The organism is Rufibacter sp. JT3400010, assembly GCF_054956755.1.
In genome coordinates this window covers 59,928-84,656 of sequence record NZ_JBUDXA010000022.1, presented here as the reverse complement: position 1 = coordinate 84,656, position 24,729 = coordinate 59,928, and the positions used below count along the sequence as shown (strand labels likewise).

General features: G+C 50.4%; 20 protein-coding genes. 16 read left to right on the top strand and 4 right to left on the bottom strand.

Annotated features, from left to right (window positions below; genetic code table 11):
- Positions 1 to 402: 402 nt before the first annotated feature.
- The 3 genes from ACY0JR_RS17395 to ACY0JR_RS17385 form a co-directional block, all read right to left on the bottom strand.
- Positions 403 to 1,392: a hypothetical protein gene (locus tag ACY0JR_RS17395; protein WP_462635419.1), complete on the bottom strand. Its 990-nt coding sequence runs from the start codon at positions 1,390 to 1,392 to the stop codon at positions 403 to 405.
- A gap of 114 nt (positions 1,393 to 1,506) precedes the next feature.
- Entirely contained in the window at positions 1,507 to 1,773 is a 267-nt protein-coding gene (locus ACY0JR_RS17390) for a hypothetical protein (protein ID WP_462635418.1), read from the bottom strand.
- Positions 1,774 to 1,933: 160 nt separating this feature from the next.
- Entirely contained in the window at positions 1,934 to 2,566 is a 633-nt protein-coding gene (locus ACY0JR_RS17385; RefSeq protein ID WP_462635417.1) for a hypothetical protein, read from the bottom strand.
- A 738-nt stretch (positions 2,567 to 3,304) separates the two neighbouring features.
- Here ACY0JR_RS17385 and ACY0JR_RS17380 point away from each other — a divergent pair.
- The 10 genes from ACY0JR_RS17380 to ACY0JR_RS17335 all read left to right on the top strand — a co-directional run bounded on the left by ACY0JR_RS17380 (position 3,305) and on the right by ACY0JR_RS17335 (position 15,706).
- Complete coding sequence (locus ACY0JR_RS17380; protein WP_462635416.1) at positions 3,305 to 3,454, top strand: hypothetical protein; 150 nt, start codon at positions 3,305 to 3,307, stop codon at positions 3,452 to 3,454.
- Positions 3,455 to 3,549: 95 nt separating this feature from the next.
- Positions 3,550 to 8,730: an Ig-like domain-containing protein gene (locus ACY0JR_RS17375; RefSeq protein ID WP_462635415.1), complete on the top strand. Its 5,181-nt coding sequence runs from the start codon at positions 3,550 to 3,552 to the stop codon at positions 8,728 to 8,730.
- A gap of 6 nt (positions 8,731 to 8,736) precedes the next feature.
- A complete protein-coding gene (locus ACY0JR_RS17370; RefSeq protein ID WP_462635414.1) occupies positions 8,737 to 9,756 on the top strand; it encodes a PorP/SprF family type IX secretion system membrane protein in 1,020 nt (339 codons plus the stop codon).
- A 506-nt stretch (positions 9,757 to 10,262) separates the two neighbouring features.
- Positions 10,263 to 10,661 carry a hypothetical protein gene (locus tag ACY0JR_RS17365; RefSeq protein ID WP_462635413.1) on the top strand — a complete coding sequence of 133 codons (399 nt, stop codon included), beginning with the start codon at positions 10,263 to 10,265 and terminating at the stop codon, positions 10,659 to 10,661.
- 597 nt (positions 10,662 to 11,258) lie between these two features.
- Complete coding sequence (locus ACY0JR_RS17360; RefSeq protein WP_462635412.1) at positions 11,259 to 11,486, top strand: hypothetical protein; 228 nt, start codon at positions 11,259 to 11,261, stop codon at positions 11,484 to 11,486.
- A gap of 252 nt (positions 11,487 to 11,738) precedes the next feature.
- Positions 11,739 to 12,302, top strand: a complete 564-nt coding sequence (locus ACY0JR_RS17355; protein ID WP_462635411.1) for an HD domain-containing protein — start codon at positions 11,739 to 11,741, stop codon at positions 12,300 to 12,302.
- A gap of 80 nt (positions 12,303 to 12,382) precedes the next feature.
- Positions 12,383 to 12,964, top strand: a complete 582-nt coding sequence (locus tag ACY0JR_RS17350) for a hypothetical protein (protein ID WP_462635410.1) — start codon at positions 12,383 to 12,385, stop codon at positions 12,962 to 12,964.
- Between the two features lie 97 nt (positions 12,965 to 13,061).
- Positions 13,062 to 13,673: a hypothetical protein gene (locus tag ACY0JR_RS17345; protein WP_462635409.1), complete on the top strand. Its 612-nt coding sequence runs from the start codon at positions 13,062 to 13,064 to the stop codon at positions 13,671 to 13,673.
- Between the two features lie 82 nt (positions 13,674 to 13,755).
- Positions 13,756 to 14,382 (top strand): class I SAM-dependent DNA methyltransferase, encoded by a 627-nt coding sequence (locus ACY0JR_RS17340; RefSeq protein ID WP_462635408.1) that lies wholly within the window; start codon positions 13,756 to 13,758, stop codon positions 14,380 to 14,382.
- A gap of 340 nt (positions 14,383 to 14,722) precedes the next feature.
- Entirely contained in the window at positions 14,723 to 15,706 is a 984-nt protein-coding gene (locus ACY0JR_RS17335) for an ABC transporter ATP-binding protein (protein WP_462635407.1), read from the top strand.
- A gap of 456 nt (positions 15,707 to 16,162) precedes the next feature.
- Here the strand turns inward: ACY0JR_RS17335 and ACY0JR_RS17330 are convergent, their stop codons facing one another.
- On the bottom strand, positions 16,163 to 16,453 hold the full coding sequence (locus ACY0JR_RS17330; RefSeq protein ID WP_462635406.1) for a YciI family protein: 291 nt from the start codon (positions 16,451 to 16,453) through the stop codon (positions 16,163 to 16,165).
- A gap of 247 nt (positions 16,454 to 16,700) precedes the next feature.
- Here ACY0JR_RS17330 and ACY0JR_RS17325 point away from each other — a divergent pair, with 247 nt between their 5' ends.
- The 6 genes from ACY0JR_RS17325 (at position 16,701) to ACY0JR_RS17300 (ending at position 24,708) form a co-directional block, all read left to right on the top strand.
- Positions 16,701 to 18,551 (top strand): outer membrane protein assembly factor BamB family protein, encoded by a 1,851-nt coding sequence (locus ACY0JR_RS17325; RefSeq protein WP_462635405.1) that lies wholly within the window; start codon positions 16,701 to 16,703, stop codon positions 18,549 to 18,551.
- 550 nt (positions 18,552 to 19,101) lie between these two features.
- Entirely contained in the window at positions 19,102 to 21,552 is a 2,451-nt protein-coding gene (locus tag ACY0JR_RS17320; protein ID WP_462635404.1) for a TonB-dependent receptor, read from the top strand.
- Between the two features lie 343 nt (positions 21,553 to 21,895).
- Positions 21,896 to 22,183 (top strand): DUF1456 family protein, encoded by a 288-nt coding sequence (locus ACY0JR_RS17315; protein ID WP_462635403.1) that lies wholly within the window; start codon positions 21,896 to 21,898, stop codon positions 22,181 to 22,183.
- Between the two features lie 130 nt (positions 22,184 to 22,313).
- Positions 22,314 to 22,694, top strand: coding sequence for a VOC family protein (locus tag ACY0JR_RS17310; RefSeq protein WP_462635402.1), 381 nt, complete (start codon positions 22,314 to 22,316; stop codon positions 22,692 to 22,694).
- A gap of 75 nt (positions 22,695 to 22,769) precedes the next feature.
- Positions 22,770 to 23,870, top strand: coding sequence for a signal peptidase I (lepB, locus tag ACY0JR_RS17305; protein ID WP_462635401.1), 1,101 nt, complete (start codon positions 22,770 to 22,772; stop codon positions 23,868 to 23,870).
- 109 nt (positions 23,871 to 23,979) lie between these two features.
- On the top strand, positions 23,980 to 24,708 hold the full coding sequence (locus tag ACY0JR_RS17300) for a tetratricopeptide repeat protein (RefSeq protein ID WP_462635400.1): 729 nt from the start codon (positions 23,980 to 23,982) through the stop codon (positions 24,706 to 24,708).
- Positions 24,709 to 24,729 lie beyond the last annotated feature (21 nt).

The following is a 24,729-nucleotide window of genomic DNA, read 5'->3' as shown; positions in this document are numbered from 1 at the left end:
TTTTCAACTGCAAAGGTAGATGCTACACCCATAGAACGCACTGCTTTCTGTTAGATTATCATGGTTTCTGATGAATGCTTTCTGCTATCGTAGGAAGACAGGTCGCGACCTGTCCGTACTTTCTGTGGGAGAAGCTGGGGAATGGAGAAGGGCAGCCATAAGGGAGTACCAATGAATATGCGCAGAAATTTTCTGTTTTGAGGCAGATTCTGGCGCAAGCGTCCGCTTGTGTCCGCACGCATAGCTGACTCTCCAAAACGGGGGCACAAGCGGATACTTGCGCCAGAAAGCTTTTGGGTGGAGGTAAATACGAGAGAGTTTTACAGAAAACGGCATCAAAACAGACAGGATAAAAAAACGGCTGCCTTGTGGGCAGCCGTTTTTTTATCCTAATATAGCTGATTACCAGCTAAAATCTTCGCGGGATGGTGGTTGTGAGCCTTGGCCTCTGACGTGGCCGCTCATGGGGTCAAATCTGCGGTCCTGGCCTTCTTCTGAGCGGTAGTCGCGGTCATTGCCCCAGCTGAGGGAACCGGCCATGTTGCCGTAGTTCTCGCTTCTGGCGCCTTCGCCCTGCTGGTTGTGAAACTCTCTGCGGCCATGGTTATAATCAAAGCTGGCTCCGCCTTCGGCGCGGGTTCTGCTGTCATAACCGCTGCTTAGGTTGCCCAACTGATGGCCACGCTCGTATTCACCCCGGTTGTAGTGCGATTGGGCATCGTCATAGATTTCATAACGGCTGTCATCGCCCCGGCGCGAAATGTCATTGGTGCCTATGTCGCGCACGCCACCTCTGGAACCGGCTCTGTCTGAGGGCTGCCAGCCTCTGGTGTTGTCTGCGCCCTGGGTTCCGTAGCGGCTGGTGCCGTCATATTGCTCACGTTCGCCGGGGGCGAAACTGTTGTGGTCACGGTACGCGCCGTAGAACTGGCGATTGGCCGGTTTGTGCTCGTCTCGGCCGTGGCCGCTGCTCCACTTGGAACCGTCGCCGGAACCCTGGCGGTGCGACCCGTTGCTAGAAGAACCCCAGCCCTGCGCGCCGCCGTAGCTGCCCATGTTGCCATAGTTGCGGGTAGAATGCTCCAGGCCGTTGTTGTCCTCGTGGGCACCCATGTTGTCAAAGCGTTCGCCGCGGCGGTTAGGATCCCGGCCGTAGTCGCGCGGCAATTCATGGTTTCTTTCCCGGCGGCGGTCTTCGTTGGAACCCTGGTACTGGCCGCTCCGGTAGTCACGGCTTATATCGCGGTCGTTGAAGTTCTGGCGGTTTAAGTTATCGTATTCCCGGCCCCGGTCATTGTCCTGACGGTAGGCGCCGCGGTATTGGTCTTCATCACGGCGTCCATTATCTGAACGGCGATGATCGTGGTCATCTGATCTATGATTTCTGTTCATGGTGTTAGACTTTTGGTGTAACAAACAGTTTCTCTTAACGGCAAGAAAGGCCTTCCGGTTTTGGGGCTCTTTTTGAAAAGCAGCCCCAAAACCGGAAGGCCTTTGGTCATTTTGCTATTTGGTGCGCAGGTTGTTGGCGTTGCTACCGTCCAAGCTAGAGGTGTCTTCCTCATCCTCGGCGGCCACGTTGCCTCCTGAGAAGCGGCCTTCCGGCTCCTGATCCAGGAAATCGGCTTCTATGGCTTGCAGGCGGCTGCCGCCCAGGTCTGGCTTGCCGGTCTCATCGTCCTCTGTGTGGGCACCTTTCACAGGATGCGGATTATCATCTGGCAAGCGTTTGCTCTCGTCAGAATTAGTGATGTTGTCGTTCTCTAAGGGCATGGCGTGAACTATTAATGAAAGCAGCCACTGTAGCCGCTTTCCTGTTTTTACGCACCGCAGGGAAAATGTTTGTTACCCTATCATGAAGAAATCCCGTTTAGGGGCTGTTTTCTGTTAAACAGTTCCTAAACGGGATTCCTGGAGATAGAGTCTTCGGCTCCTAGTTTTCGCTAAAGGGTTCCATCTTTATTTTCTCAATCATGAGGTATTTCTTGAACTCGTGCAGCATGCGGGCCATTTCCTGGTCCTGTTCTTCCATCTGCTTCTTCTCAGAATCTGCCAGTTGAATGGCAGACCGCAACTGCTCTAAACTAACGGCCATGTGGTCGCGCGCCTCCTGGGCCCGTTGCCGCAGCAGCTCCTCCATGTCTGGGGTGGCAATGTTGGTGTCCAGTTCCTGCAGGCAAACCTCCAGAAATGGAATCATGTCCCAGGGATTGTTGGGGCGGTTCCAGGTGAATTCAATGTTGCAACGGCGGCACTTGTAGCGGTTCATCTTCCAACCCAGTTCATTGGTGACTACCGCTTTCTTCTTGATGTGGTCAGATTTTTTGCAGGTAGGGCACTGGGCATGGTCTTCAATAATGGTCTTCAGGGTTTCGTGCTTGTCCAGCACCCGCTGCCTGAAATCGGCGTGGGTATAGATTTTCTGGGTGAGACGTTCACAGGCGGCATTCAACTCTTCGTGCTCCTGGGTCAGAGTGCCCTCTGCAGCCAACCGCTCGCCCCGCTTCCTGAAGAAGGTGATGAGCTTGATGACTTCTTTCTCATTCTCAGTGATGTGCTGCTTCATGTAATCTCTCCTGCTTCTTAATTAACCAAAGGTACAAAAAGCAGGATTACCGGTGAAAGGCATTTAGGCAGCCTTTCTGCAAAACGGGCCAAAAACAAAAATGCCTCTCCTTCCTTACGGAAGAAGAGGCTGGAAAAGTAGGAGCAGACAGCACAAATGTCATTAGCATCCGTAGCATATCCCCCAATAAGCACCAGAACTTTTGACGCTTCTGCAAGCAGAAGTGCACTGCCGCTCCTTTATGTCTTCTGTTTTGTTTACAACAAACTGTCTTTGTTGTTTTAACTGTGTCAAAGGTAATAGGTTAATTCTGTCCTACTAGTATTTTTCGGTGAGAACACCACTTTTCAAGTTGAACCTAACGCTTTGTAGGTTGAACAAGTCACTTCTTACGGTAAGTAGGACTTTGCAGTCCTTCTTTTGATTGAAAAATAGTGCTTTTCAGTTTTATCCCTTTAAAGCCCAAAATTAAAGCCCTGCGTGCTCTGCGTGTATCAAATATAATAAATTAAAAAATATCCTTAATACTATCCTACACTATTATTAGAATTATTACATTTTATTATAAATAATAAATAACTTATCTTTGACGTAAGTTTTGAACTAAAGGTTGCAAATAACATGTTAGCGGGCCTATAAGACAGAACATAACAGTACTTTTACCAAAAAAATGCTTTAGATCACATCATTCGGTTTTTAAAGCACACAACTTGTTAATACAATTTACTACAAACCCCTATGATACAATTATACTTTCCTGTACATTTTGGGCATACTACTGCTGCTGCTGCTGCTGCTGCTGACAAACAGGGCTGGAAAAAAGAAATTGGTTTGTCTGCATTTCAATCTCCGGTAGGCATCGGCCAAACATCCCCTTGGTCGCTGTAAAACACCGCGAAGCATTCTCAGTACCGGGCAGACCCTGTCCGGTACTCCCTTTGCTCTCTAAAAATTAGTGTAACCAATTATTTCCTTCTGGCTCCATGATGCCTTTTAAAAAGTTTTTCCATTCACTGGGCTTTCTGTTCCTGCTGAGCTTTGCCTCCTACGCGCAGACCTGCCCCGACAAACCTGTGGCTTCCCTGGCAGATGCCAACGAAGAGAACTTCACCAGGTGTAGTTCAGTAGGTGGGTCTTTGGATTACAACCTGGTTGTAGCCAATACCTCTACCACCAGTGCCACCAACCGGACCTACACCATTGAGTGGGGCGACGGCACTACGGACACTTACCTGGCTGGCTTTTCTTCGGCCAGACACACCTACAGAACCCAGGGCAGTTTCAACCTGAAACTGACGGTTACCAGCTTAAGCGGCTGTACCAGCAGTGTGGTGTACTCGGTGTTCAACGGTAGTACCCCGGGTATCGGGATTCAAAGCCCCACCAACACTTCAGACTGCGCCCCAGCCGCCTTTACGTTTGGCATCTCGGGAACAGATAACAATGCCCCCAACACTACCTATGCCATTTGGTTTGATGATGGCACAGACACCCTGCATTACACCCAGGCCACTTTGCCTAAAACCATTACCCACGCGTTCACCAAATCTTCTGAGGGTAAACCCAGAGGTTTCTCTATGTTCGCCGTGGCGAATGGCTGTATTCCCAAACAAGCCGAAGTTGGCGGTATCATTATCTCAGCCAAACCTATCCCGGCTTTCAGCATGACTCCGGAAAGCCCGTTTTGCGAGGGTCAGGTCGTAAAACTGAATGACGACACCAAAGGAGGTTTCAACGGAAACAACATAGGAGGAAACAGCAGCGGTTACCGCCGTCTGTGGACCATCTTACCAAATGTTGGCTGGGAATTCATCAACAACACCAACGCATCCTCTACTGCCCCTACCATCAGATTCAATGAGAGCGGTACCTACAAGATTACCTTAGCGGTTACGCCGTCAGGCTCCAGCACCACCTGTTTGGGTGACTCCATTGTTAAAAACGTAGTGGTACAGGAATTACCTGCTTCGGCCACTGCAGCACCGGTTTCTATCTGCGCCGGCACCACCGCCACCTTGAGAGCGGAAGGCAATGCCCCTGTCTATAGATGGTACGCCTCTGCTACGGCCACCTCACCCCTGGCTACCGGCGCCACCTTCACCACCCCCGTGCTTACGTCTACTACTACCTACTATATTGAGTCGGCGCTGAATGATATTTGTTCTAACCCATCCCGCACTCCAGTAACGGTAACCGTTAAACCACTACCAGCCCCTCCTACCCTTACAGGAGCCACCATCTGCGCCGGAAGCAGCACTACCTTGCAAGCCGCTGCCTCCGCCGGAACCGTTTACTGGTATGCTTCTGCCACCAGCACCGAGGTTCTAGCCACGGGTAACAGTTTTGCCACGCCTGCCTTAACCGAGACCACTACGTACTACGCCGCCACTTTATCGCCGGAGAACTGCTTCTCCTCTACCCGGAAAGCCGTGAAAGTAACGGTACAACCCATTCTAAACGGAAACACCATCACTGCCGCACAGACCCTGTGCGTGGGCGAAACGTCTGCTACACTTAAAGGAGCCCCTATGACCGGCGGTTCTGGCACTTATACCTATTACTGGGAAAGCAGTACTGACGGTTCAGAGTACGTAGCAGCAGCGGGAACCCACACTGAGGAAACCTATAGCCCGGGCATCCTTCCTTCCGGCACTACCTGGTTTAAGCGAACCGTAACTTCCGGTAGCTGCACCAGTGTTTCTGACCCAATTGCTATCCATGTGGTGCCGGTAGTGACGAACAACACGGTTGCTCCGGCTTTGCCTATCATTTGCTACGGCACGGCCACTACTATTTCAGGTTCTCTGCCGGAAGGCGGAAACGGCGGTACCCCGGTGTATCTCTGGGAAACCAGCACCACCAGCGCCACCGAAGGCTTTGCTTCTGCTGAAGGCATCAACTCAAACCAGAACTACACCTCAGGAGGACTTACCGTCAATACTTGGTTCAGGAGAAAAGTAACCATTGATGGTTGTACCCAGACTTCCCCAGCGGAACTGGTGACCATCAACAGCTTTTCCTTCCCTCCTACCATTGCTAATGCCACCATCTGCTACGGAGGCAAGGCAACCTTAACGGCCACGGCTCCCGGCGGACCTTATGAATGGTACACCAGCGCCACCGGCGGAACTCCTTTCTTCACCGGAGACGAGTATGTAACGCCTAACCTTTTTGCCAACGCTACTTACTTTGTGCAGAGCAAAGCCGAAGGAAACTGTTCAGAGGCCCGCACCGAAGTAAAAGTGACCGTACTACCGGTTATCGCGAACAACACCATTACCGGTGCCGAGGAAGTTTGCGAAGGCAGTGCCCCCACTACCCTGGAAGGTTCCAGACCTACCGGCGGAAATGATGTTCCCGTGTACTTGTGGTTTAGCAGCGTGAACGGAACCGACTTTACTCCCGCTACTGGCACCAACAATGAAAAGAACTACACACCGGGAGCTTTAACACAACCTACCTGGTTCCGCCGTCAGGTGACCATGGGTCCGTGCGCCGAAATCTCCAACGTTGTGAAGGTAGAGGTGACGCCCGCTCTGGTGGCCGTGCCAGTTCCTTCAGACATGGAAATCTGCGATAACTCTTCTGCTCCCATCATCCGGCTTGCCGCCTCTACCGGCGGAAACGGTGACTACATTTACATCTGGGAGAAAAGCATTGCCGGACCTACTGTTGGATTCGAAACCGCCCCTGGCACTTCCGGGAATCTGGCGTACGCTCCGGGTATTCTGCACACCACCACCTGGTTCCGCAGAATCACCAAATCTGGTAAATGCCAGATCATCAGCCCGGCCATCAAAATCACGGTGTTGCCTTTGCCAGCCCTCCCGATTGCCCATGATGCCGTTACCTGTGAGAACACAACTGCTACCTTAACCGCTACGCCTGCTGCTCCAAACCAGATCATCCAGTGGTTTGATGCCGCTACCGGCGGAAACCTGCTGGCCGAAGGAACTACCTTTACCACGCCTGTCTTGACCAGCACTACTTCCTTCTATGCGCAGGCGGTAACTGAAAACGGCTGTCTTGCCCCTGGCAGAGTAGAAGTAAAAGCAGTAGTTTCACCGCTACCTGCGGCTCCTGAAACCATTGCCGCCACGGTTTGCCATTCAGAAAAAGCAGTAGTACGGGTGAACAACCCTGGCTCTGACATCAGCTATGAGTGGTTCAGCGCCGCTACCGGTGGAACAGCTCTGTTCAGAGGTCCTTCTTACACTACTGCCAACCTTACCCAGACCACCACTTTCTATGTGCAAGCCACGGTAGCCGGTTGCGCCGGCCCAAGAGCAGCCGTAGTAGTAACGGTGCAGGACCCAATTGGCAACAACGTACTCAGCGGCACCCAGGAAGTATGCGCCGGTACCGGCACTACCACCCTTACCGGCAGCCAGCCTACCGGCGGAAACGGTTCTTATACCTTCCAGTGGGAAAGCAGCACTGACGGAGTTTCCTTCTACACCATCACAGACGGAGGCCAGGGCGAAAGCTACTCGCCAGGCAATATGCACCAGTCTACCTGGTACCGCCGGATTGTATCTTCCAGCACCTGTGTGCCCCACGTAAGTGCCTCTATCAAAGTGACCGTGAGTGAGTCCATCATCAACAACTTCATTCAGGACAACCAGGTCATCTTCATCAACACCAAACCAGCGGCCTTCACCGGCACCACTCCTACCGGCGGTACTAAGAAATACCGTTACCAGTGGCAGAGCAGCGAGGACGGCGTGAACTTCAAGGACATCACAGGAGCTACTGAGAAAACCTACGCTTCTGGTGCCTTGAGCAAAACGACCTGGTTCCAGCGGGTAGTGGAGTCTGGCGGTTGCCAGGTGACCTCTAACGTGGTGAAAGTGACCGTGAACTCTGAAATTGCGCAGAACGCCATCTTTGAGGACCAGAGCATTTGTACCGGCACCACGCCGTGGACCTTGTCTGGCACAGATCCAATAGGCGGCGACGGCAACATCAGCTATCTCTGGGAAATGAGCACTACCGGCCCTACTTCTGGTTTCGTGAACGTAACCGGTAATGCTACAGGCAAGAATTACTCGCCGCAGGCGTTGACCCAGACCACCTGGTTCCGCAGAAAAGTAAGCTCTGCCTCTACTACCAGCTATTCCAATGTGGTGAAGATCACGGTGTACTCAGCCATTACCAGAAACACCATCACCTCTGATCAGTCAGTATGTTTGGGCACGGCCCCGGCCCGTATTGTGGGTGCTGCGCCTATGGGCGGAAGCGGTACATACAACTATGTGTGGGAAAGCAGCACCAGCGGACCAACCTCCGGGTTCGGGACGGCTTTTGGCACCAACACGGAGCAGAACTACTCACCGGGTGCCTTGCAGCGCACTACCTGGTTCCGCCGGAAGGTGGTTTCTGGAAACTGCGCCGAAAGCGAAAGCAACGTGATTCAGATCACCGTAACGGCGGCTCAGCCTCCCATGGTGCAGGAAACCTCTATCTGTATTGGAACCACCGCTACTTTGAACGCTGTCATCCAAACGCCTGCTACCGTGGTAGAATGGTTTGACCAGCAGGAAGGCGGAAGACTGTTAGGTTCTGGCCTGTCTTTCACCACGCCTATTCTCAAAGAGACCACCACCTTCTATGTGCGGTCTGTGACCCAGAACTGCGCAAGTGTACGGATTCCAGTAACGGTGAATGTTCCTAAATCTACGGCCAAAGCCGGTCCAGACCAGACCATTGTTTTCGGGGAATATGCTGCTCTACAGGCAGACGGTGGCTTGACGTACAGCTGGTCGCCTGCTACAGGCCTGAGCAATTCCAGAATTGCCAACCCGGTGGCTAAACCACAAGTGACCACTACCTACACGGTGACAGTCACTACCCAGGATGGCTGTAGCTCTACAGACGAGGTAACCATTACCGTCTTGAATCCAATTCAGGTACCTAACGGCTTCACTCCTAACGGCGACGGCATCAATGACAACTGGGAACTTCCTAACCTGAAGAAATACCCTAAGAGCAACGTGCAGATCTTTAACCGCTGGGGTAACAAGGTGTTTGAATCTAATGGTTATGAAACCCCATGGGAAGGGCGCATGAACGGGCAACCGCTTCCAGCAGCTACTTATTATTACATCATCCGCCTGGATGAAAAAGAAACTCCACTCACCGGAAACGTTACTATTATTAAGTAAGCCTGTATGAAAAAGCTTGCCACCATCTTCTTGTTCTTCGTGCTTGTTTCTCCTGCCATGGCGCAGCAGAAAGCACAGTATAGCCAGTACCTGTTCAATAATTTTCTATTGAACCCTGCCGTGTCTGGGATTGAAAGCTACACCGATGTGCGCATGGGTACCCGCCGCCAGTGGGTGGGCATAGACGGGGCTCCAGTGACGTACTACATCAGTGGCCATACCTCCTTCGGGATGAGTGACCGTAACTCGCCTATGGGCCCGGGCGCGGGCAAAGGATTCATCTCCAAGCAGCCGTCTAAGAACCCGCGTTCTACCAAGTACCACAAGTCCCGGCCCCACCACGGGTTTGGGGCGGTGGCTCAGGTAGACGCGACTGGTCCGCTGAGCACGACCAACCTGAACCTGACCTATGCCTACCACCACCCGATTACGCGCAAAATCAACATGTCTGTGGGGGTGGCCGGCGGAATGGTGCAGACGCGCTTAGACGGGAATGCTCTAAATCTCATCAACAGCAATGACCCGTTGCTGCGCCCCGGCGCGATGAAGAGAACGAACTTTGACCTGGGGCTGGGCACCTGGATCTACTCAGATCAGTTTTACTTCGGGGCCTCGGCCGCGCAACTCCTGACCACCACCGTGTCTAATACCGAAGGAGGCCAAACCCCAGAGCAGAAGTTGCAGCCGCACTTCTTCATGACCGGCGGGTACCGCTTCAGAATCAGATATGACTTGACCATTGACCCTTCAGTAATGGTGAAGTTGGCCAGCCCAAGTCCTTTGTCGGTTGATTTCAACTTGAAGGCCACTTACGCTAACAGAGTTTGGGGCGGCGTTTCTTACCGCCACGGCGATGCGGTAGCGGCGCTCATGGGCTTGAACGTAAACCACGTGATTGACTTTGGTTACTCCTATGATTTGACTACCTCTGGCCTGAACAGCGCCAGCGCCGGAAGCCACGAACTGATTCTGGGCATCAAGCTCCGCAACAAAAGCCGGATGCTTTGCCCTGAGTGGCTCTGGTAAACCGGAAAACGTCATCTGGCAGACTGCCCGTTTTCGGCTCCTTTTTCAGAAAAGGGCTGAAAACGGGCAGTTCTCTTTTATAGTCCTGCTCGCGTGTGGGGCAGCGGTACCTCTAGGTATTTTCTTATAGCGTTCCCTGTGGAAAAACAAGATCCAAAGGAATTGTATCATTCTGGTTACCTCCGTAGAACCACGTCTTTCTTCGCTGCTTTAGACTTGGCTCTTCCCATTTCTCAAAGCTGTTTACAGTATAAGCAAGCACTCTCCCATTAAGTAAGCACCTACTAAGCTAACCTGCTGGTTACCAATAACTGCCCATTCACTTTTGTGTAGCGAAACGTTTTAACTTTAATCAGTCTCTTCTTGTAAATAATTTTATTCTGCAGGTTTTGGATAGAAAACTTCACGGCTGATTTTCCGTACAAACCACATAGATCCTTTACCATCATCTTAGGAATCGGCTTGGTTAAAAAATCACATCAGCAGTACTTCTAAATCCTGAATCCATGAAAACTTTTACTCTTTCCTTTTGCTTATTTTTCGCCTTTGCGTTCACGGCAATGGCCCAGGCTCCCAGCAATAATGATGCGGTGGAAAAAACCACGATTGCCATTAGCCGCATGATGGTGCAGGCCATGATGTTGAATGAGGTAGATTATATCCAGATCAAGAACCTGAACCAGGAACGGCTGCAAAGAGCCGCAGAGATCACCAGAAAGTTCGCAGATGACGCGCCTGCCCGCGAGGCTTCCTTGCGTGACATTGAGGAAGACTTTGAGAACAAGCTTTTCAGAATCTTAAACAACAGGCAGGTAGAAGCTTACGCCGAATTCAAGACCAAACCCGAAGCGAACTTTATGTCTTTGGTACAGCAGGTTTCGCCGGGCAGCAAGAAAAAAGACTAGTTCAGACCATGCGTTTAAAACAGGAAGAGGAGCCATAGCCATGGCTCCTCTTCCTGTTTATGGGCTGTTTCTACGGAATAACCATGTTCCTAACGCAACTCATGCAGTGTAGGAAGCAAATGCAAGCACCCAATTTAACTTCCATTTTGGGCTGGTTTTAAGAAAGTACGTCTACAAAGGGAAGTATCTTTTAGCAAAAAGTTACATGGCGGAAGAGTGAATTGCTAACTGGTTCAATTACTTTGATTAATTGTTCAATACAAGTACTGTGAAACCAATTAGTACACTCGCTCGCCTCTGGCGAGTGTGAGCTACCTGCGGCGTCCCGCCGCTTTTTGTGCGTTTATTCAAAAGGAGCCGAGAAGCGGCCAGAGGCCGCAGGTAGCTCACACTCGCCAGAGGCGAGCGAGGGAATACTTTCTTTTTAGGCTATATAAATAAATAGCTTCTCCAGAAACCATTTACTGCACTTGTCCTCTACCCTTTTTGAAGTGAAGTCCCATGAGTTGCCGCCAAAAGAGCTTTCTCTCGTATATAAACAATATCTTTAACCCCGCTTTCCTTCTTACAACCGGAGAGACGGTCAAAAAGTAGCTTATGGAATGGTTTAAAATCTATAATCCCAAAGCAATGAACTCCTTCCAGTTTGTTGCCCTCACCGGGATTATCATGTCGGCGCTGGCACACCTGTTGTTACACTTGTGGGGCAAAGAGGTGGATTCGTTTAATTACCTGTATCTCTGCTGGGGGGTACTTTTTATCTTCGGCTCTATCCAGAACCTGCGCCACAACCCCGAGGACGACGATCATCACCACCACCATTAATGAATGATTGAGAGATTGAGAGAATGAGTGATTGAATGAGGGAGTGAATTTGGGAGATTCTTTTAGAAGGGTTTCTATATCATAGTTTGTTCATATTGCTCACTTTCCTAAATAATTTGCGCACTTACTCTTAAGCGGCTTCTTTTTCAGAGGTATTTTCTGGAAAAGGAGTTTAAAACAGAAGCCGCAGAGCAAATCTTTTTTGTGTGTCTGCGGTGCCTCGGCTATCTTATGGTTTCAAACCCCACTCCCATGACCAGAGAAGAAGCCTCCCAGATTTTACACCAATACACCAAAAGTGAAAGCCTTTTACGCCATGCCCGCACCGTTGAGTTGGTCATGCGCGCCTACGCCCAGAAACTGAATCAAGACCCCGAACTCTGGGGCAACACCGGCCTCTTGCATGATGCCGACTACGAAGCGTACCCCGACCGTCACCCGCACGTAGTTGTGGAACTGCTGCGCGAACGTGGTGAAGCCGCAATGGCCCATGCCATCTCAGGACACTACAGCCATTGGGGCGTCCCCCATGAAAGCCTCTTAGACAAAGCCTTGTTGGGTTGCGATGAAATTACCGGCTTTGTGGTAGCCTGCGCCCAGGTGCGCCCGCAACGCTTGTCTGGTCTGGAAGCCAAATCTGTCCTGAAGAAACTGAAACAAGCCAGCTTTGCCGCCTCCGTAGACCGCCACGAAGTCCGTTTAGGGGCCGAATTACTGGAAGTAGACTTAGCCGCCCACATTGACTTCATCATCCAAACCTTGCAACCCCACGCAAACGAACTACAACTGACTCCTGTTTCTTCGGAGGCTTCTTGAGGAAGGTGGGACACCTACGCATATAGTATTGATAAGCGTAGGTGGTATGTTTATATGATAATTAGGCTTAAATTATAATTGTGAATAATACTAAGCCAGTACTTCTCGTCTTACTTCTGTTGTATGCAATTGCCTCAAATGGGCAAACAGCAGTCGATAAAGATTTAGCGGTTTACATAAATGGCTTGAAAAAAGAAAAGGTCACTACTTTGATTGTGGTGGAGCAGGGATGTATTGGATGTGAAGTTGTGAGAAATGACAAAGCAATTTCTGATAACAAAACGTATTATGTCATTTCAAAGGATAAATGCGATTACCGCCTTCATAGAATTAACGGCTTTGGCAAATACTCACCAATTAAAATTGATACTACTTCTGTCTTTTCACTTCTTGAAAAGAGCACCAATGCTTTCAAAAAGAAAAATGAATATCTATTAGAAACAGCTAAAGCATCAAAAACTCTAAAATTTGTGCCCCCAAGGCCAATCCATTACTCATACACTCACCTTTCAGTCACTTCACCTGACTTAAAAAGCGATTTAAAAATAATAGATGATGAATTTGATAACAGAGGATATATTATATCAAACAAAGAATGGTTTGCCCCAATTTCTCAAATAGTTGATTATGTGATAAGCGTTGTGTCAGCGCAAGTAAAATGAAAAATCTAAGCCTAACATCGTGCATAAGCCCTGCTACGGCCGATGGCCTTGCACGCCTCATGCACGATGCCGTTGGCGATAATTCTAAAAATATAAAATGGGATATTATATCAGAATATTTGGGAAGAATGACCCTGATATACATTTAGATAAAATTTTGGAAAGTCTCTCAGAAGAAGGATTGGAAGCCAAATTGCTCTTGCCAGAAGGGGAAAACGCTACAACCTGGACCTTGCTTTATGTAAATAATAAAGAAGGTGTGCCGCTGATTCAAGTTGAAAGGAATCCTGTTGTTGAGGGTGAACTTGGCAAAGAGGAACTTGAGGAATTCAGAGAATACATTAAAGAATATAAACCGACCTCAGCGGTTAAATGGCTTGATAAGTATTTCGACAAGGTAAAGGTAATTTACGCTTTTCAAATCCTAAATGCGGCTTTCGACGCCGAGAACTCTCCAATTCTTGAGTCAATCAAGACAACGGTTTGGAGACAGACAGGAGGAATTTTTCAAGCTGACCAAGAAGGATTCTCCAACGAAGACGGTTATCATATCCTTTGGCAGTTTTCAGATGATGTAACTGGTGATTGGTCTATGGCTGTAAAGAACTTGTTTGGTCTGTGGGTGAACTTTAGGATGGATTTGGGCGACAGAAAACAGCGTGAGGAGTTTTGGAATGGCAAAGTACCAAAGGGTGCTGTGAAAATATAATAAAGAACTTCCGCCAACATTGTGCATGAGGCGTTAGTGGAAAGCAAACACAACAGACACTAATTAGTCCAACTTCAAAACTATGGATGTAAAGCAAGCATATAACATCTGGGCAGCACAGTATGACACAAATAAAAACAATACGAGGGACCTTGAAGCTGTGTCGTTGAGAGAGACCTTGGCGAAGATAGATTTCAAAAGCTGTCTGGAAATAGGCTGCGGAACAGGCAAGAACACTCAATTTTTGCTGACCAAAGCGGAGCGCGTTACCTCGGTTGACCTTTCGGAGGAAATGCTCAATAGAGCCAAGGAAAAAATAGTATCAGACAAGGTGCGGTTTCAACAGGCCGACATTACCAACCCTTGGAGCTTCGTACAGGAAAAGTATGACCTACTAACGTTCAGCCTTGTCTTGGAACACATAAAAGATCTGAATGACATTTTCCGAAAAGCCTCCGATTCAATAGCACCAGACGGCTACGTGTATATAGGGGAACTGCATCCATTTAAACAGTACGCAGGAACCAAGGCAAGATTCAATACTGAGAACGGGCTACAGGAGGTAACGTGTTTTACCCACAACATCTCAGACTTTACCCAAGCGGCAGACCATAATGGATTTAAGATTGAAGCGGTCAACGAGTACTTTGACAACGGTGACAGGACTACCATCCCTAGAATTCTGACATTACTTCTTAGGAAAGCTTGACAGTACAGACCCAAATACAGAATGCCTACAACGTCAAGCTTCAGCCATCAGCCATGCACATCATTTATTCAGAATCTATAGAAAAGGAATTCGGTGACTATGGCTTGATGAAAGCAAAAGAGATAGATGAACCCGCCAAGAACACCGGAAACAGAGCCTCCCAGAAGTTTTGGCAAATAATATGTAGAAAGAAGTAGAAGGAAACAAAAGCCTATACTAACCTACCTGTACCAGCCGAACCTGAATAATTGCCTATTTTCGTGGCGGGGGTTGCCGAAGGGGGAATGTAGAACCATTCTCCCGTTAAAATACAGGAAGGCAGACCTCCCTACCAGAATCTATGACGTTTTTACAAGTAACCGGCATTTACAAGCAGGGCGAAAAAGAGGCTGTTCTCCAGAATATCAGCTTTCGCCAAAAAGAGTTCCAGAAGGTAGCTATTGCCGGGGAAACAGGTTCGGGGAAGAGCACGCTGCTCAAAATCATTGCGGGGTTGATTCAGCCAGATGCGGGCACTATCAGCTTTGAAAACGAACGGGTAAAGGGTCCCGCCGAGAAGTTGGTGGCGGGCCATCCGGGCATTGCGTACCTCTCGCAACAGTATGAATTACCGGAGTTCTTGCGGGTAGAGCAGGTGCTACGCTACGCCAACTCCCTCTCCCAGGAAGACGCCGATGCCTTGTATGACGTGTGCAAGATCAGCCACCTCCTGCCCCGCCGTACCGACCAACTCTCGGGTGGAGAGCGTCAGCGGATTGCCTTGGCCCGGCTGCTTCTCACGTCACCCAAATTGCTTTTACTGGACGAGCCCTTCTCTAACCTGGACACTGGCCACAAAAGTCTCCTGAAAACCATCATTCAGGACATCAGCGAAAATCTGGACATTACGTGCCTCCTGATCTCGCATGACCCGCTGGACAGCCTTTCCTGGGCAGATGAGATTCTGGTCATGCAAGCTGGCGCCATTCTGCAGAAAGGCACCCCACAAGAGATTTACCAGAAGCCCGTCAATGAATATGTGGCCGGGCTGTTCGGGAAATACAACTTGCTTTCCCCGGCCCAAGCCAGCATATTTCCCAACGTGTCGGAAGCAAATCAAGACCACAAAACGGCCCTCATCCGTCCGGAAAGCTTCCAGGTAGGAATCAATGGCAGTGATGCGCAGGCAGGAAAAGTAAAACGGGTCACGTTCTTCGGCAGCCATTATGAAGTGGAGGTAATGCTACTAGGAGTAACAGTTACGGTAAGAACAGGACTAGCGCATTTCAAGAAAGACGATTTTATTTCTGTTTCCCTCCCCCCTGAAAAGGTGTGGTTTCTTTGAGCAGGATTTGCGTCCCTGATTTTGGTGAGTTTTAAGAAAGTTTACTCTGTTCCAGCAGCTACAAATCCACTTTTAACGCATCCTCTCCATGGAGGCAGATACGCATTCCGTCCCCCTTTTAAGGGGGTAGGGGGATGGCAAGACAGTTGAAGATCCGAAGGAAGCAGCTATGAAAAGTCTTCTATGGCGCGGAAGTTACTTCCGTGACTTGCGGAGATTAAGTAAGGCGATACGGTTCTAGGAACTCGTCATCATCTGCACGAGCAATCATCCCCTACCCCCTTCAAAGGGGGACGGAATGCCTGAAAATTGGTGTAGTGAAGGGCTCAACTTCCTGCTTCTGATTGATTCTGAGGGATCAACAGTTTTCATTATACATAAAAAAGGCGTTCTGCGCCTGTTTTAGAGAAAACAGGCGCAGAACGCCTTCGCTTTATAAAGGCAACCTTGCATTTTCTAGACAACAGCAACCTTAAAAGGGGTGATCTCTACTTTCTCCCATACTTTCTGAAGCAGGTATGGTTCCTGGGCAAACCATTGTTGTATAGCTTCTTCGTTTTCAAACTCCACCACCATGGTGGAACCTATCATTTTCTCCTCGGGGCTGAGCATGGCACCACCCAGAATGAAATTTCCGGAGGCTTTTAATTTTTTCACCATTTCTAAATGGTGGGGCCGGGCGGCCATGCGGCGCTCCAGGGCTTGGGCATCGGTATAATCCAGGGCAGTGATCAAAAATTGTGGCACAATCAGTAGTGTTTAGTTTGAAGTTGAAGGTACAGAAATTAGCTGACCTCTGTTTCATTATGACTAAAAGTGATGATAAACTCACCCTTTTACTTATCTCTTGTTTTGGCCTTGTTTACCTAAACAGCCCCATAAACAAGCCTTCTTAATTTACTTATTAAATAAAATTAAAATATAAATAAGAAGTTTCGGTTATCTATGGTCTTTTGCAGATATTGGCCGCCGTTACCCTCACTCCTTCTGAATCATGAAAAGAACCTCCCCTCTTCTCCTGCTGCTTTGCCTGTGGCTCTGCGTGGGTCAAACGTCAACAGCCCAGTCCTTTAAGTTCGCTTTTGTCACGGACACGCACATTGGGTCTGCCAACGGCGGGGCCGAAGAAGACCTGGAACGCACCATTGCCGACATTAACAGCCAGCAGGGTATTGACTTCGTGCTGCTCACCGGAGACATCACGGAGATGGGCACCAATGCCGAGCTGAAAAAAGCCAAGGAAATCATCAGCAAGCTGAAGGTGCCTTACTACATTGTACCGGGCAACCATGACACGGGCTGGTCAGAATCAGGAGGGGTTAGTTTTATCAGGGAGTTTGGGTCAGACAAGTTTGTGTTTGAGCACAAGGGATTGAAGTTTATCGGCTGCGCCTCGGGTCCGTACGTGCGCATGTCAGACGGGCATATTCCCCGCGATGCCACAGTTTGGTTAGACAGCGTTTTGGCTAAAACACCCAAGAATCAGCCTATCGTGTTTGTGAACCATTATCCGCTGGACAATGGTCTGGACAACTGGTATGATGCCATTGACCGGCTGAAGCAGTACAACACGCAATTCTCTATCTGCGGGCACGGTCACAACAACCGCGTGGCAGACTCTGAAGGGCTGTTAGGTACCATGGGACGTTCTAACCTGCGCGCCAAAGAGGCCGTGGGCGGCTACAACCTGGTGGAGATGCGGCAAGACTCGGCACTGTTTTCAGAGCGAAATCCGGGAATCGGCACGAAACCCGTTTGGCGCAGAATCGCGCTGGGCACCCGTTCTTACGCAAGTGGCAAAACGTACCCAAGACCTTCCTTTGCGGTGAATGACCAATACGCTTCCACCAAGAAAGCCTGGAGCTACCACTCAGATGCCAACGTGATCTCTACGCCCGTGAGCAGCAAAGGACTGGTGATTTTCGGGAACAGCGTGGGCGAGGTGGAAGCTTTGCGAGAGAAAGACGGGAAGAAAGCCTGGTCGTACCAGACGGGTGGCGGCGTGTTTTCTTCGCCCGCAGTATACAAAGACCACATTATCTTCGGCTCCGGCGATGGGCACATTTACGCGTTAAATGCCAAAACCGGAAAACTAGCCTGGAAAACCAAAACCGGGGCCTCGGTGCTGGGTTCGCCATTGATAGTGAATGGCGTGGTGTACATTGGTGGCAGCGATGGGAAGTTCAGAGCCCTGGAAGCGGCCACCGGCAAACAGGTGTGGGAATTTGCCGGGCTAGACGGTGCTATGGTTAGCACGCCCCTGGCCTATGAAGGAAAAATCATCTTCGGGACGTGGGACCGGCACTTGTACGCCCTGAACCAGCAAGACGGCTCCCTGGCCTGGAAATGGAACAATGGCTCGGCTAACCGCATGTTCTCCCCTGCCATGGTCATTCCGGTGGCGCATGACGGGGTGGTGTACATTGTGGCCCCAGACCGCTTCATCACCGCCCTGGACTGCAACACCGGCCAAGCCTTGTGGCGCAGCAAGGAAGCCACCGTGCGCGAATCCATTGGCATGTCTGAAGACAAGAAACTGGTCTACGGCAAAACCATGCAGGACGAAGTAGTGGCCTTTGAAACCAATAAAACGGCTCCTAAACTGGCCTGGCGGCTGAATGCTGGCTTCGGGTATGAACACGTACCGTCTATGCTCATTGAAAAAGACGGCGCGGTTTTCTTCGGGACCAAAAGCGGCGTGGTCTACAGCATTAATCCGCAGACACAAAAGGTGAACTGGGCCCACAAGATTGACAACTCCATGGTGAACACCGTGAACGTGCTGCCCAAACGCAGATTGGTGGCCGCCACCATGGACGGTAAAGTGGAAATGCTGACGTACTAAACCACCCCCAGCCCCTCCTGAATTAGGAGGGGAGTATCAGCTAGTTTCACTCGCTCGCCTCTGGCGAGTGTGAGCTACGTGCGGCCTCTGGCCGCTTCTAGAGATGTTATGATGCATATAAAGCGGCGGGACGCCGCAGGTAGCTCACACTCGCCAGAGGCGAGCGAGTGAAAGCCGCAACAGCGTTAACTCAAAAGACCTCGTAGTGAATGGAAGACCTGCGAGCGTCTATGCCAATGGCGGCAGTATTCGTAAATCACGTGTGTAAACATCTCCCTTCGCCTCCTTCAAAAGGGGAATCTTTGCTTTAGGCGCTCAAGTACCACTTTCACCCAAGGCAACTTTATCCTTTTAGTCGTTAAACCATCCCGCCCAAGACTTGTCAAAGAAATTCCGCCAGCCAGAGAAGAGAGAGAGGGAAGAATAGGCATCTCTGGCGAAGGAGCTCCCAGTTTGCGTTACGTATCTCATTGCCGGTCTTGTCTGTATGGCTAGAATAAAACAGTTTTCCCTCCCCCGTATAGCAGGAGTTTTCCTTCTCTCCGCTGCTATGGCGTTTACAGGTACTCCCTCGGAGGCGGCCCTCACCGCTTCCGCTTTCTTTTGGCAAACCGGCGGCATTTCTGTTTCCGGGATGGTGGTGGATGCGGTCTCCAAAGCGCCGGTAGATTTTGCCACGGTGGCCTTGCAAGACAAAAGCGGGAAACTCATTACGGGGGTGCCCTGTGATGCTAACGGCAAGTTCACGTTCCCTTCTGTTGCGCCGGGCGCGTATGATCTGGCCATCAGCTTCATCGGGTACAAAACCAAACTGCATCCTATCACTATTTCGGCGGGGGCGGCACCGTTGCAATTGGGCCAGATTATGCTGGACTCTGATAGCAAGGCTTTGGAAGAGGTAGTAGTAACTGGCGAGAAAGACCTGATTCAGCAAACCGATGACGGCATGGTGTACAACGCCGAAAACGACATCACCAACATTGGCGGTACCGCCGCCGATGTGCTTAAGAAAGTGCCTTCGCTGGCGGTAGACATAGACGGAAACGTGGAGATGCGCGGTAGCACTAAAATCAAGATCCTGATCAACGGCAAGCCGTCTACCATGCTCGCCGACAACCTGGCCGAAGCCCTGCAACAAATCCCCGCTGACATGATTAAATCAGTGGAGGTGATTACAAGCCCCTCGGCTAAATATGACGCCGAAGGAACAGCCGGGGTCATCAACATCATTACCAAGCAAAGCTCCATTGAAGGCATGACGGGACAGATAACGGCCACGGCCGGAAACCGCAGCAACAACCTGAACACCAACCTGAACCTGCGTAAAAAGAAGTTCGGACTGCGGGCCAGCGTGGGCGGCAACTTCAATGACCGCATCGGCGATTCAGAATCTGACCAGGTGTATTTCAGGGAAGAGAACTTCATCCAGACGCCCACCAAACTCATTCAGCAGAGCAGCAATTATGAGAACAACGGGCGTTCGCTGTTCACGCAGCTAGGCGGCGACTATGATTTCAACGAGAAGAATACCCTCAGCGCCAGCGTACGCATTAACCGTTCCCGTAACCTTAGTGACCGCAGCCTCTCTACATCCCAGTTCACGCCCTCGGGCGAAGAACAGACAGCGAATTACCGCTTCCGGGACATTGACAACCTGAACCGCAACAACGGGTTTGAAACCAATCTCCACTACATCAAGCGTTTTCAGAAAAAAGGCCAGGAACTGAACATCATCTCCAGCTTCAACACCAACGGAAGCGACAGTGATTATACGCTGACCGAAGAAAACAAAACCGACGTGATTACCCGCCTGGAGCAAAGCAACAACCACAGCACCAACCGTGAACTCACGTTTCAAGCAGATTATTCGCATCCATTTGAGAAATTGGGTAACCTGGAAGCCGGGGTTCGGGCGGTATTACGCAACTCGGGCAGCGACTATGATTTCCGGTACTCCCGGTCGGCCTCGGCCCCTTTGGTGGAAGATCCGGCCCGTTCCAACCTGTTCAACTATGACCAGGATGTCTATTCGTCCTACTTGTCTTACACCTACCGTTGGCAGAAAACCTACACCCTGCGGGTAGGCGCGCGCTATGAATACACCGCCGTTTCCGGCGACTTTGTCACCAATAACGTGGAAACCAACCTAGAGAAACCGTTCCACAACTTCATGCCCAATGTCATGCTCATGAAGCGCTTCAACAACGACCAACGGTTGCGCCTGAGCTACTCCACGCGTATTCAGCGGCCGGGCATTAACCAACTGAACCCGTACCGCAACGAGAGCAACCAATTGAACATCCGCTACGGAAACCCCAATCTGGACGCCGAAATCACGCACAACACCGAGGTTCAGTACAGTTGGCTCCTGAAAACCACCAGTTTCAACGCCTCTCTGTACTGGCGTCAAACCAACAATGACATCAACCAATACCAGTTTCCCATCAGGGAAAACAATGATACCCTCAACACCACTTTCGCTAACCTGGGTAAAAATGCCACGTACGGCACCAGCCTCTCCGCCACTACCCGTTTCCACCAGAAAGGGCAGATTGGGGTAAACGTGAACGTGTTCTACAACGACCTCACCAGTTTCATAGGTCGTACCATGATTACCCGGGCGGGGTTCATGTACAACCTGAGCGGAAACGCCTCTTACCGGTTCGCGAATGACGTGAGTGTGCAGACTGCCGGTTCCTTTAATTCGCCGCGGCTTTCTTTGCAGAGCCGAAGCACCTACAACTACTCCTACAGCTTGGGCCTCCGCAAAGAATTCTGGAAACGGAAAGGCGGCGTTAGCCTGAACGTAGAGAACTTCCTGTTCAGCAACAATTCCATCAGAACCACGGTCACTAACACCAACTCTTACAACCATAACCGCAATAACAATTACAACCGCATCGTGCGCGTGAGCTTTAACTTCCGTTTCGGAAAAATGGAGTTTAAACGCGACAAAGCCTTGGAGAAGTTGACCGGCGAAGGCGGGAAAAAGAAAAACTAAGGGCACAGACGCTCGCAGGTCTGAAAGACACTGCGAGGTCTTTTGAGCAGGCGGTATTGCGGCTTTCCCTACATTCCTTCATTCTTTCCTCTCGCTCGCCTCTGGCGAGTGTGGGCTACCTACGGCGTCCCGCCGCGTTGTTCACCTTGCAGAAAGCATTGGATTGCAGTCCACCAAAACTTAGAACGCGGCCAGAGGCCGCAGGTAGCCCACACTCGCCAGAGGCGAGCGAGATAGAAAATAGCAGTAGCTGGGGGTGGTGTAGGTAAATTTTGCCTCACCCATGCATGCTTGCTTTTCTGTTGCGTATACGTACTTTCGCGGACCATTAAAAAAGCAAGGCATGACCAACAACGATATCATGAAGAAACTGCGCGTAGCGCTTCAGCTCCGGGACGATGACATCATCGATATCCTGAAGCTGGTGGATTTCAACGTAACCAAGAGCGAATTGGGAGCTATTTTCCGGAAAGAAGACCACCCCAACTACAAGCCCTGCGGCGACCAATTACTGCGCAACTTCCTGAACGGTCTGGTTATTCACCTGCGGGGCACGCCCGAGGAAAAGAAACCGGCGGCTACTCCTTCCCCGGCCAGAAAGCCCATGTCTTACCCTCCCCGCAAGAAATAAGTATAGCTACTTTTCTTGAAGCCGTTTCAGGTCTGTTTTTCAGAAAGCAGGCCTGAAACGGCTTCTCAGTTTTCAACTTCGGCTGCGCCGAAAACCAATATTTTCCATATCTTGAATCAAAACTAGACCTATGGAAAAAGTATCTGTCCCTGAAGGTTACCAAACGGTGATGCCGTACCTCATTGTGCCGAATGCTGTGCAGTTTATGGACTTTCTACGGAAGGTATTCCAGGCCGAGGAGAAATACAGAACTGACCGCGAAGATGGCCAAATCATGCACGCGGAGATGGTGATTGGCGGCAGTACCCTCATGCTGGCCGAGGCTACGGATGAATGGTCGACCCAACCGGCCGGGCTTTACATTCACGTAGCCAATGCAGACGAGACCTATCACCAAGCCTTAACCGAAGGAGCCACCTCGGTGATGGAACCAGCAGACCAACCCTACGGCCGTAGCGGCGGCGTGAAAGACCCGCACGGGAATACCTGGTGGGTCACTTCGGCCTTGTAAGGAGGGGAAAGCAATAAATCAGGGTAAATATAGTTTTATTATATATTCTGATGGTTGCACAAACTCCTTACGCCCATGGCCTTACACTTCTGGAAAAGAAACAGGAAAGAAAACGCTCCCAAACCAAAGAAAAGTGCCCTCCGGGAATGGGGAGACGCGGTGATGTTTGCCGTGGTGTGCGCCACCATTATTAGATGGCTCACGTTTGAAGCCTTTGCCATTCCTAGTTCCTCCATGGAGAAGTCGCTGCTCACCGGCGATTATCTTTTTGTGAGCAAGCTGCATTACGGTTCACGCACGCCCATTACTCCGGTGCAGGTTCCGTTAACTCACCAAACTATTTGGGGAACCAACCTGCCCTCCTATTCAGACATTCTGCAACTTCCGTCTTACCGGCTGCCCGGCTTCACTACCATTAAACACAACGACCCTGTGGTGTTCAACCATCCCGGCGAAGCCGAGCGCCCCGTTGACCTGAAAACGTACCTGATTAAGCGCTGCATTGCCGTGGCTGGCGATACCCTCCAAATAAAACAAGGCCAGATTTACCTGAACGGGAAACTCACGGAAACCCCAAGCAAGCGCCAGACCAGTTACTTCATCCAAACCGATGGGCCGGTGCAGGACAAGTTTTTCCGGAAGCATGACATCACAGATGTGGTAGAGGTACAAGGCGGCTATTATCTGCACACCCAACCCCAAACGGCCGCCTTGCTCCGCTCCTTTGACTTCATCAAAGCCGTGACTGCCTTAGAGGAAAAACCCGGCGAGGCTGACCCGGCGGTTTTTCCGCACGCCCCGGCGCTGTACCCCTGGAACCAGGACAACCTGGGTCCGCTGTACATTCCCAAAGCGGGTGAGACTATTTCTGTCACGCCCCAAAACCTGCCGCTGTATGAGAAGGTGATTCTTCAATATGAGCACAACCCCCACCTGGAAGTAAGACAGGGAAAGTTGTATCAGAAGGATAAAGAAGTGACCAGCTACACGTTCAAACAGAACTACTACTTTATGATGGGGGACAACCGCCACAACTCGCTGGACTCCCGCTTCTGGGGCTTCGTCCCCGAAGAATACGTGGTAGGCAAAGCCGTACTGGTGTGGATGTCTTCTGATTCATCGGCCACCGGCCTGGATAAAATAAGGTGGCGAAGATTGTTCAGCACAATCCAATAACTTGCCTATAGAATCACCCCAGCACATCCACAAGCCCCCCTTGTGGATGTGCTGTTTTTAGGCTATTTTCAGGAAAACAAGCCTATATCTTCCTCCAAAATTCTATTCCATGAAACTACCTTTACTTTTAGTAGCCTTCCTGGCGATATCCTTTTCCGGCCTCTGCCAAATAAAGTTGTTAACTCCAGACACTCCCGTTGCGTCTAAAATCAACACCCTTGTCTTCCTGCATACCCAGCAGGGCATGCCGTTGCAGAACGGACAGACCGTAGATGCAGGAGACCCCGTTGCCAGGATTGCGCCTCATCCCACCAAACGTTCCGCTAAATTTGAAAAGCAATTAGAGCAGTCCATCCTGCTCTACAGCAAAGGTTCCTTTGCCCAAGCGGCAGCGGTCCTCCAAAAGGCAGTGACCCAGGAACCAGAAAACCCGTTCCTGATGGAAGCCTACGCCCGTGCCCTGTACCAGGTAGATGACCGGAAACCAGACAGCTATAAGGTTTACAAAAAATTGATATCGCAGTTAGATGCCCAAAGTACGGCTCCCACAGAATTGGCGCTGGACACCTGGTTTATGGAAGCCTACTGGAAATTAGGCACCTTGCACATGGACAACGCCAATTGGAAAGCCGCCATGCTGGAGATTGGAAAATTCCTGCTCATAGCCAATAACATGAAAGACCACCCGGTCTACGAACAAGCACTTTCTTATCTCACAGAGTGTGCCTTTGAGATGAAAGACAAAACGCTCTGTGAGCATTTCGGGAAAAGAACGCTGGCCCTGAACCCTCAAAACGACTACGTGCTGGATTACCTCGCCAACCTGGATAGCTTGTAAGCATCTTTTTTTTACCTCCTT

Coding starts and splice junctions, on each gene's coding strand:
- ACY0JR_RS17395 (WP_462635419.1), bottom strand. CDS start 1,392: ATGAACAGAAATCATAGATCAGATGACCACGATCATCGCCGTTCAGAT.
- ACY0JR_RS17390 (WP_462635418.1), bottom strand. CDS start 1,773: ATGCCCTTAGAGAACGACAACATCACTAATTCTGACGAGAGCAAACGC.
- ACY0JR_RS17385 (WP_462635417.1), bottom strand. CDS start 2,566: ATGAAGCAGCACATCACTGAGAATGAGAAAGAAGTCATCAAGCTCATC.
- ACY0JR_RS17380 (WP_462635416.1), top strand. CDS start 3,305: ATGATACAATTATACTTTCCTGTACATTTTGGGCATACTACTGCTGCT.
- ACY0JR_RS17375 (WP_462635415.1), top strand. CDS start 3,550: ATGATGCCTTTTAAAAAGTTTTTCCATTCACTGGGCTTTCTGTTCCTG.
- ACY0JR_RS17370 (WP_462635414.1), top strand. CDS start 8,737: ATGAAAAAGCTTGCCACCATCTTCTTGTTCTTCGTGCTTGTTTCTCCT.
- ACY0JR_RS17365 (WP_462635413.1), top strand. CDS start 10,263: ATGAAAACTTTTACTCTTTCCTTTTGCTTATTTTTCGCCTTTGCGTTC.
- ACY0JR_RS17360 (WP_462635412.1), top strand. CDS start 11,259: ATGGAATGGTTTAAAATCTATAATCCCAAAGCAATGAACTCCTTCCAG.
- ACY0JR_RS17355 (WP_462635411.1), top strand. CDS start 11,739: ATGACCAGAGAAGAAGCCTCCCAGATTTTACACCAATACACCAAAAGT.
- ACY0JR_RS17345 (WP_462635409.1), top strand. CDS start 13,062: ATGGGATATTATATCAGAATATTTGGGAAGAATGACCCTGATATACAT.
- ACY0JR_RS17340 (WP_462635408.1), top strand. CDS start 13,756: ATGGATGTAAAGCAAGCATATAACATCTGGGCAGCACAGTATGACACA.
- ACY0JR_RS17335 (WP_462635407.1), top strand. CDS start 14,723: ATGACGTTTTTACAAGTAACCGGCATTTACAAGCAGGGCGAAAAAGAG.
- ACY0JR_RS17325 (WP_462635405.1), top strand. CDS start 16,701: ATGAAAAGAACCTCCCCTCTTCTCCTGCTGCTTTGCCTGTGGCTCTGC.
- ACY0JR_RS17320 (WP_462635404.1), top strand. CDS start 19,102: ATGGCGTTTACAGGTACTCCCTCGGAGGCGGCCCTCACCGCTTCCGCT.
- ACY0JR_RS17315 (WP_462635403.1), top strand. CDS start 21,896: ATGACCAACAACGATATCATGAAGAAACTGCGCGTAGCGCTTCAGCTC.
- ACY0JR_RS17310 (WP_462635402.1), top strand. CDS start 22,314: ATGGAAAAAGTATCTGTCCCTGAAGGTTACCAAACGGTGATGCCGTAC.
- lepB (WP_462635401.1), top strand. CDS start 22,770: ATGGCCTTACACTTCTGGAAAAGAAACAGGAAAGAAAACGCTCCCAAA.
- ACY0JR_RS17300 (WP_462635400.1), top strand. CDS start 23,980: ATGAAACTACCTTTACTTTTAGTAGCCTTCCTGGCGATATCCTTTTCC.